Source organism: Streptomyces tricolor, assembly GCF_002155905.1.
Lineage (GTDB): Bacteria > Actinomycetota > Actinomycetes > Streptomycetales > Streptomycetaceae > Streptomyces > Streptomyces tricolor.
Genome location: NZ_MUMF01000379.1, coordinates 1 through 8,419 on the forward strand (window position 1 = coordinate 1; position 8,419 = coordinate 8,419).

Consider the following 8,419-nt stretch of genomic DNA (forward strand, 5'->3'; position numbering starts at 1 on the left):
CCCGGCCCCCCGCCCGGGCCGACACCGCCGCCGGAGGCGCACCATCCACCGACTGGCCCACAATGACCCGGTGAACGACCTCGCTCTGCTCCTCACCCCAGAAGGCCGCGCCCTCCTCGACCAGGTGCGCGACACCGCACCCGCCGAGGAGCTGGCCGTGGCCACCCGGCTGCGCCGCGACCACCCGGCCGAGCTGGTGTCGGCCGCACTCGGCCAGGCCCGGCTGCGGCAGCGGGCGGTGGCGAAGTTCGGGGCCGAGGACGCCGGGCGGATGTTCTTCACGCCGAACGGGGTCGAGCAGTCGACGCGGGCCGGCGTGGCGGCGTACCGGGCGCGGCGGCTGCGGGAGCTGGGCGTCACCTCCGTCGCCGACCTGTGCTGCGGGATCGGCGGGGACGCCATCGCGCTGGCGCGGGCCGGGATCCGGGTGCTGGCCGTGGACCGGGACCCGCTGACCGCGGCGACGGCGCGGGCGAACGCCGAGGCGCTGGGGCTGGCCGGCCTGATCGAGGTCCGGGAGGCCGACGTCACGGAAGTGGACACCACCGGGTACGACGCGGTGTTCGTGGACCCGGCGCGCCGGGGCGGGCGGGGCCGCGTGTTCGATCCTGAGGCGTACTCGCCGCCGCTGTCCTGGGCCGTCGAGACCGCTCTCGGGGCACCCCGGGCCGCCCTGAAGATCGCCCCCGGCATCCCGCACGAGGTGATCCCGGACGCGGCCGAGGCCGAGTGGATCTCCGACGGCGGGGACGTGAAGGAGGCGGTGCTGTGGTTCGGCACCGGGGCGCCGGGCGCCGTGCGGGCCACGCTGCTGCCCGGCCCGCGCACCCTGCTCGGCCGCGGCCTGCCCGATCCCGCGGTGCGGCCGGTGGGGCGCTACCTGTACGAGCCGGACGGCGCCGTGATCCGCGCGCACCTGGTCGCCGAGGTCGCCGAGGAGCTGGGCGGCGGGCTGCTGGACCCGACCATCGCCTACATCACCGCCGACGCGCCGCGCCCCACGCCGTACGCCTCCGGCTACGAGATCACCGACCGGCTCCCCTTCAACGTCAAGAAGCTGAAGGCCCTGCTGCGGGAACGCGAGGTCGGCACGCTGACCGTGAAGAAGCGCGGCTCGGCGGTCGAGCCGGAGGAACTGCGCCGGAAGGTCAGGCCGCAGGGGCCGAACGCGGCCACCGTGTTCCTGACCCGGGTGGCCGGGGCGCCGACGATGCTGATCGGCCATCCGTTGGGGTGATCCCGGCGCACTCCCCGGACGCCCCCGGTCACGGCACCCCACGATGCTGCCGTGACGTGGAGTACGAGGCGACGGTCCCGGCGGCGGCTCGCCCGGGACGTCCTGCTGCTGGCCACCGCGCTCGCCTGCGCCGGACTCGCGGGGTGGATGCTGGTCCGCGGCGACGAGGACGCCGCGAACCAGATCGCCACCGTGGGCAGCCTGTTCGTCGGGTTCGTCAGCCTCCTGCTCGCGCTGGCCGACTTCTTCCGCCACGAACCGGCCGCGCCGGACCCGGCCGCGCTCGCCGACGACCTGGCCGTCGTGGTCGAGGAGCAGTGGCGGGACGAGGCGACCGCCCGCGGCCTGCGCGATCCGCGCGTGCTGCCGCTGGCCTGGGCGGCCACCGACCGGGACGTCGCCCATCTGCCGCGCACCGCCCACGCACGGGTGCTGCGGGTGCGGCTCGGCGGCCGGCTCGACGGCCGCTTCGAGGACGTCATCGCCCGGCTCGCCGACGGCTACCGGAATCTGCCGGGCCGTCGGCTCGTCGCGATCGGCGAGCCCGGCTCCGGCAAGAGCGTGCTGGCGATCCTGCTCACCCTCGGTCTGCTCGCCGGGCGCGAGTCCGGCGCTCCGGTGCCGGTCCTGCTGCCCGCGTCGTCCTGGGACCCGGTCCGCGAGCCGCTGGACGACTGGATCGTCGGAACGCTGGCCCTGCCCTACTACAGCAGCCGGCCGGAGATCCCCCGTACCCTCCTCGCCCACGGGCTGCTGCTGCCCGTACTGGACGGGCTGGACGAGATCCCGGAGTCGGCGCGGCGCAGCGCCATCCGCGGCATCAACGCGGCGATCGGAGCGGAACGCCCGGTGGTGGTCACCTGCCGGGCGGCCGAGTACGAGGACCTGATCCGCGGCGGCGCCCCGGCGCTGCGCGAGGCGCCGGTCATCGAGGTGTCCCCGGTCTCCGCCGACGACGTGATCGCCTACCTGCGGGACGTCGACTGGCCGCCCGGGACCGACTGGTCACCCGTCTGTGCCCGGCTGCGCTCGGCGGGCGGCGGCCCGGTCGCCGACGCGCTGTCCACCCCCCTGATGGTGACCTCCGCCCGGCTCGTCTACCAGCGGCTGCGGCGGGATCCGGCGGAACTCCTGGACGGCTCCCGCTTCGACTGCCGGTTCGCCGTCGAACAGCACCTCACCGACCGGCTGATCGACGCCGCCTACGCCCCCGGCCCCGGCCCGACGGGCAGCGCCGGGCGGGACGGTCCCTGGACGGCGGCCCAGGCCCGGACCTGGCTGACGTTCCTCGCCCGCTACCTGCACGAGCACCGGGAACGCGACCTCGCCTGGTGGCGGATGAGCGAGCGGCTGCTGTCGCCGTGGTTCCCGCCCGCGATCGGCGTGCTCGCCGGGCTGGTGCTCGGCGTCGGCGCCCTGGCGTGGATCGTGCTCACCGGTGCCCTCGGCGCGGAAGCGCGGGGCGACTTCCCGGTGATCGGCGGGTTCGTCGGGGGCGGCTTCGCGCTGCTGTCCGTGATCGTCTGGTACGGCGTCCCCGGGAACACACCCGGCCGGCTGTCGTTCACCGTCCAGGGGTCGCTGGGCCGGCTGCGCCGCGGGTTCCGCGCGGGCGTCACCCTCACCGCCTTCGCCGCGGCTCCCGTGCTCCTCGTCCTCGCCGGCGCCACCGCGCTGAGCACGCCGGACGGCCCGGGGTCCTTCGACGCCGTCGAGGACTACTGCGTGATGGGCGGGGTCGCCGGGTGCCTCGCGGTCGTCACGGGGCTCGCGCTGGCGGCGCACGACTGGCTCAACGCGCCTCCGCACCACGCGGCGCAGGTGAGCCCGGGCGGCTCCATCGCCCAGGACCGGCGGTCGGCGCTGGCCGGAGCGGCGCTCGCCGGGTGTGTGGTGGCGGCCACCGGGCTGCTCGGCTGGTACGCCGGGGTGCTCTCCGGCGCCTGGCTCGCCCGCGCGCTCAACGACTGGGTGGGCTGGCCCGGCACCCCGGACCTGGCGCTCCTCGCCGGGAGCCGGTGGCAGACGGTGGTCGAGCCCTTCGGCGGCAACGTCTTCGTCCTGACCGGAGTGACCATGGCGCTCCCCGGGGCGGTGTTCGGGCTGCTGCTCCTGCTCACCCGCGCCTGGCCCCGTTACGTCCTCACCCGGCTTTTCCTCGCGGCCCGGGGCCGGCTGCCGCTCCGGCTCACCGGCTTCCTCGCCGACGCCCGGCGCCGTGGACTGCTCCGCCAGTCGGGCGGCGTCCACCAGTTCCGCCATGTCCGGCTCCAGGAGACGCTCGCTGGACACCCGATGTACCCGACGGACGAGCCGCCGCCCGCGCCCAGCCGCACGGTACGGCGCCGGCTGGTGCTCACCGCCGGCGCCGCGACGGCGCTCACGGCCGCCGTCGGCAACGGCGCCCGGGACGGGAGTTCCCAGGTGTTCCCGGCGTCCGCGCCCCTGGACACCGTGGCCTTCCACCCGGCCGGGGAGACCAGGCTCGCCATCGGCGCGGAGGACGGGACGGTCTGGGTGTGGGACTACGCGCGCGATCCGCGACCGCGGGGCGGACGACCGCTGCGCCGGGGCGAGGGCCACGAGCCCGTGTACGGCCTCGCGTTCCACCCCTGGCACCCCATCCTGGCCGTCGGGCACAACTCGGCGGTGGAGATCTGGCACACCAGGCACCGGCGGACGGTACGTCCCCGCGGGCGCGACGGCCCCGGCACCTTCTCGTCGGCGATCGTGGCCTTCTCCCCCGGAGGAGAGCTGTTCGCGGCCGGCAAGGACAGCGAGCTGGCCGTCTGGGACACGGCAGCCGCCGACGGCTGCCCGGCCTCCCCCCTCACCCGGGAGATCGGTCAGTTCTCCGGGCTGGTCTTCGACCCGGCGACGCACGAGCCCGTCACCCTCGACAGCACGGGACGGGTCCGGCGGCATTCCGTCACCGGCAAGATCACCCGGTTGTTCGCCACCGCGCATCCCCGGCAGGTCGACGAGGGCTTCGCCGGCCTGACGGTCGACGCGACCGGCGACGCGTACGCCTTCGTCAGAGAGGTCCGGGAGTACACCAGGGAGATCTGGGGGTTCCCCGCCGGCAGCCGCCGCCCGGAGCTGTGGACGCGGGACCGGCGGACCGGAGCGTGGGCGCCCGCGCGATGGCCGTGGCCGGTCAGCGCCGACACGGTGGCCCTCAGCCCGAACGGCCGGCTCCTCGCCCTCGCCCGCACCGACGACCACGAGACGCACGTCTGGGCCCGCACCCCCGCCGGGGCGCTGGTGCACCTCGACACGCTCACGGGCCACACGGGGCCGGTCCAGGGCATGGCGTTCAGCCCGGCCGGCGACCTGCTCGCCACCGCCTGCCTGGACGGGACCGTACGGCTGTGGCGGACGGAGCCGTGGCTGCGCCGGCTGTCCTGACCCCCGCCCGGCTCAGCCGCACTCCTCCGCCCGGCGCCGCAGCAGCCGCCGTTCCCTCTCGTTGCGGGTCAGGCCGGCCGCCCGCAGGAACTCCTCGCGGGCCTCGGCGGTGCGGCCGAGGCGGGACAGGAGGTCGCCGCGGACGCTGGGCAGCAGGTGGTAGCCGCGCAGCGCGGGGGTGCCGGCCAGGGCGTCCACCAGCTCCAGGCCCGCCGCCGGGCCGTCGGCCATGGCCACGGCGACCGCGCGGTTCAGCTCGACCACCGGGGAGGGCGCGCGGACGGCCAGCAGGCCGTACAGGGTCGCGATGGCGCGCCAGTCGGTCTCCTCGTACGTGTACGCGTGCGCGTGGCAGGCGGCGATGGCGGCCTGGAGGGCGTACGGGCCCGGAGGGCCGCTCGCCGTGGCCCCGGCGCGGTCCAGGGCGCGGACCCCGCGCGCGACGAGCATGCGGTTCCAGCGGCGGCGGTCCTGGTCCTTCAGCAGCACCGGTGTGCCGTCGGGGCCGGTGCGGGCGGCGGCGCGGGAGGCCTGGAACTCCAGCAGCGCGGTCAGCCCGTGCACCTCGGGCTCCTCGGGCATCAGCGCGGACAGCACCCGGGCCAGTCGCAGCGCGTCCTCGCACAGCCCGGGGCGCAGCCAGTCGTCGCCGGCGGTGGCCGCGTACCCCTCGTTGAAGATCAGGTAGATGACGTCCAGGACGGAGCCGAGGCGGGCCTCGCGGTCGGGTCCGTACGGCACCTCGAAGGCGACGTTCTTCGTGGCGAGCGTGCGTTTGGCACGGACGATCCGCTGGGCCACGGTCGGCTCCGGCACCAGGTAGGCGCGGGCGATCTCGGCCGTGGTCAGGCCGCCGAGCAGGCGCAGGGTGAGCGCGGTGCGCGCCTCGGGGGACAGCACCGGGTGGCAGGTGGTGAAGACGAGCCGGAGCAGGTCGTCGTCGATGTCGTCCGGGTCGGCGGGCTCCTCCGGCGGGGCCGCGGTCTCCAGGCCCCGGCCGATCTCGGCGAGTTTGCGGGCGTAGGTCTCGCGGCGCCGGATCAGGTCGACGGCCCGGTGCCGGGCGGTGGCCATGAGCCAGGCGCCGGGGTTGTCCGGCACCCCTTCCCGGGGCCACCGCTCCAGGGCGGCGACGAGGGCGTCCTGCGCCAGTTCCTCGGCGATGCCGACGTCCCGGACGATCCGGGCGACGCCGGCGATGACGCGGGGCGACTCCAGGCGGAAGACGGTCTCGATCGCGTGCGTCGCGGCGGGCTGTGGTTCCACAGCCCACCATGCAACACCCCGGGTGCCGGACGGCCAAACGGGCTCAGCCCTCGGCGATCTCCCGCACCTCGCAGGAGACGGTCCAGAACGGCTCGTGGACCTGGAGGAACCGCTTGGTCCACTCCAGCGCCTCGGCCTTGTCCTTGCACTGCATGAGCGCGTAACCGCCGATGACCTCCTTGGCCTCGGTGAAGGGCCCGTCGGTGACGGAGAGCCTGCCGCCCTCCCAGCGCACGGTGGTGCCCTGCGCGGACGGCGTCAGCCCGGCGGTGTCGAGCATGACTCCGGCCTTGGTGATCTCCTCGATCAGCTCGCCCATCCGCTGCATCAGTTCCTCGCTGGGACCCCCGGCGGGCGCGGAGGACTCGTCGACGTGCACGATCGACAGGTAGCGGGGCATGGTGACTCCTTCGGTCAAGGCGGCGGGGCCTGTCCCCGCCGCTCACCCTTGCGTCGAACGGGAGAGACGCGGATCGACACAGGCGCCGACGATTTTTCGCAGAAATTTTCCGCGGGACTTCCGCCGGGACCTTCCGCGGGACTTCCGCCGGGACTCTCTACTTCAGCTCGAAGCCGAAGGACGCCTTCCGGTACGGCGCGCCGACCGTCTTCCCGCCGAACACCGCCGCGGCGTCCGTGACCAGGCCGGACGGACGTCCGCGCAGCACCCAGACCGCGCCGTTGCCGCCGTCCTCGCCGGGTGCGGTGGCGGCCAGGTCGGCGTGGCCGTTGCCGTTGACGTCGAGCAGCCGGACGACGTACCCGAAGGAGTCGTGCTGCTCGGCGGTGCCGGGCACGCCCCGGGTGTTCTGTCCGAACGCCTGGGCTCCGGTGCCGGTCAGCCCGGACCGGCTGCCGCGCAGCACGTCGACCACGCCCTCGCCGTTCTCGTCGGGCGCGCCGACCGCCAGGTCCTCGATGCCGTCGCCGGTGATGTCCCCGACCGCGACCGCCTGGCCGAACTTGTCGGTCGTCTCGCGGCTGCCCGGGACGCCGGGCGTGTCCTGCGTGAACCGCTTCCAGGTCGCCTTGCCGCGCAGCCCGGACGCGCTGCCGTACATCACCCAGACCGCGTTGTCGTCCTGGAACCCGGTGACGAGGTCGTCGTAGCCGTCGCCGTCGAGGTCGCCGATCGCCGCCGCGCCGTCGCCGCCCGGGTGGCCGTCCGTGACGCGGGTGAGGCCGGCGGGGCCGCTCAGGTAGAGGGTGCTGCAGTTGTTGCCGTCGCCGCAGTAGCCGGTCAGCACGAGGTCGGTGCGGCCGTCGCCGTTGATGTCGCCGGTGTCGCCGTCGCGGATGTCGATGTACTGGAGGTGGTCGGGGTCGAGCGGGGTGCGCGCGGCGGGGGTGCCGTTGCGTCCCAGCGGGCCCTTCCAGATCGTGGCGGTGGTGCCGGACGGGTCGTCGCCCCCGGCGAAGCCGGCGCGGAACACGGCGAGGTCGAACCGTCCGTCGCCGTCGAAGTCACCGGTCTGGGTGTCGGTGGCGGGAATCGCCCGGCCGCCCGACAGCCCGCGCGGTCCGCCCCAGACCACGACCCCGCCGGCGCTCGGCGAGCCGCTGCCGACGACGAGGTCCGCGTAGCCGTCGCCGTCCAGATCTCCCTTGGACAGCTGGAGCCCGAAGAGCTGCCCCTTGACGGGGGCGCCGGGGATGCCGGCCGTGGCCCGGCTGAGGTGCGTGCGGTGGCCGGCGGACAGGCCGTGCGGGCCGCCGTAGAGCACGGTGACGTAGCCCGCCCGGGACTGGCCGCCGACGGTGCCGTTCGGGGCGCCGATCGCCAGGTCGGCATAGCCGTCGCCGTTGAAGTCGTCGCGGACCGGGGCGTGGTGCGGCGGGGTGGCGGAGGCGGCCGGGACGGCGAGGCCGAGGGCGGTCAGGCCCAGGGTCAGCGGGAGCGCCCAGCGGGCGTGCGAACGTGAGCGGAACAAAGGAAGACCCCCTGGTTACTGCTGCGTGGTCACCGCAGCAGACCCACCGGTCACCCGGAGGGTTGTACGGCTCAGCGCAGCGACGCCCACAGTTCGCCCGCCGCCGGTTCGTCGGCGACGACCCGGTTGGGGTCGGCGGGTGCCGTGACGACCGGCATGGTCACCGTCCGCACCCGGTCGGCGGTCAGCTCCCGCAGGCTGCGGCCGAGGCTCACCAGCTCGTTCAGGGAGTCCAGGCCGGTGTCGGTGGTGAGACCGGCGGTGACGGCGTCGGCGACCTGGTACAGCTTGGCGGGGTCGGTGAGCAGACCGGCCCCGGAGAGCCGCGCCAGCAGCGCCTTGACCAGCATCTGTTGCAGCCCTATGCGGCCCAGGTCGCTGCCGTCGCCGATGCCGTGCCGGGTGCGGGCGAGGGCCAGGGCCTGCTTGCCGTCGAGATGGTGGGAGCCGGCCCGCAGGTGCAGATGGCTCTGGTCGTCGTCGATGTCCTCGTCGGTGGTGACGTCCACGCCGCCGAGCGCGTCGACGAGCCGGGCGAAGCCGGAGAAGTCGATCTCCAGGTAGTGGTCCATGCGGA

Annotated in this window: 6 protein-coding genes; 2 read left to right on the forward strand and 4 right to left on the reverse strand. The window is 75.2% G+C overall.

Annotated elements, in window-relative coordinates; translation table 11 throughout:
- The first annotated feature begins 70 nt into the window (after nucleotides 1-70).
- Together CCN44_RS25845 and CCN44_RS25850 are read left to right on the forward strand one after the other, a co-directional pair.
- Entirely contained in the window at nucleotides 71-1,237 is a 1,167-nt protein-coding gene (locus CCN44_RS25845; RefSeq protein WP_086699966.1) for a THUMP-like domain-containing protein, read from the forward strand.
- 51 nt (nucleotides 1,238-1,288) lie between these two features.
- The gene (locus tag CCN44_RS25850) at nucleotides 1,289-4,645 is read left to right on the forward strand and encodes an NACHT domain-containing protein (RefSeq protein ID WP_086699969.1); all 3,357 of its coding nucleotides are present in this window, start codon (nucleotides 1,289-1,291) and stop codon (nucleotides 4,643-4,645) included.
- A gap of 12 nt (nucleotides 4,646-4,657) precedes the next feature.
- Here the strand turns inward: CCN44_RS25850 and CCN44_RS25855 are convergent, their stop codons facing one another.
- The 4 genes from CCN44_RS25855 to CCN44_RS25870 all read right to left on the reverse strand — a co-directional run.
- Nucleotides 4,658-5,911, reverse strand: coding sequence for an RNA polymerase sigma factor (locus CCN44_RS25855; RefSeq protein ID WP_086699972.1), 1,254 nt, complete (start codon nucleotides 5,909-5,911; stop codon nucleotides 4,658-4,660).
- Between the two features lie 43 nt (nucleotides 5,912-5,954).
- A complete protein-coding gene (locus CCN44_RS25860) occupies nucleotides 5,955-6,311 on the reverse strand; it encodes a YciI family protein (RefSeq protein ID WP_059252117.1) in 357 nt (118 codons plus the stop codon).
- Nucleotides 6,312-6,468: 157 nt separating this feature from the next.
- Nucleotides 6,469-7,842 carry an FG-GAP-like repeat-containing protein gene (locus CCN44_RS25865; protein WP_086699975.1) on the reverse strand — a complete coding sequence of 458 codons (1,374 nt, stop codon included), beginning with the start codon at nucleotides 7,840-7,842 and terminating at the stop codon, nucleotides 6,469-6,471.
- A 71-nt stretch (nucleotides 7,843-7,913) separates the two neighbouring features.
- A partial coding sequence (locus tag CCN44_RS25870) for an LCP family protein (RefSeq protein WP_244203963.1) occupies nucleotides 7,914-8,419 on the reverse strand: 506 nt, incomplete at its 5' end.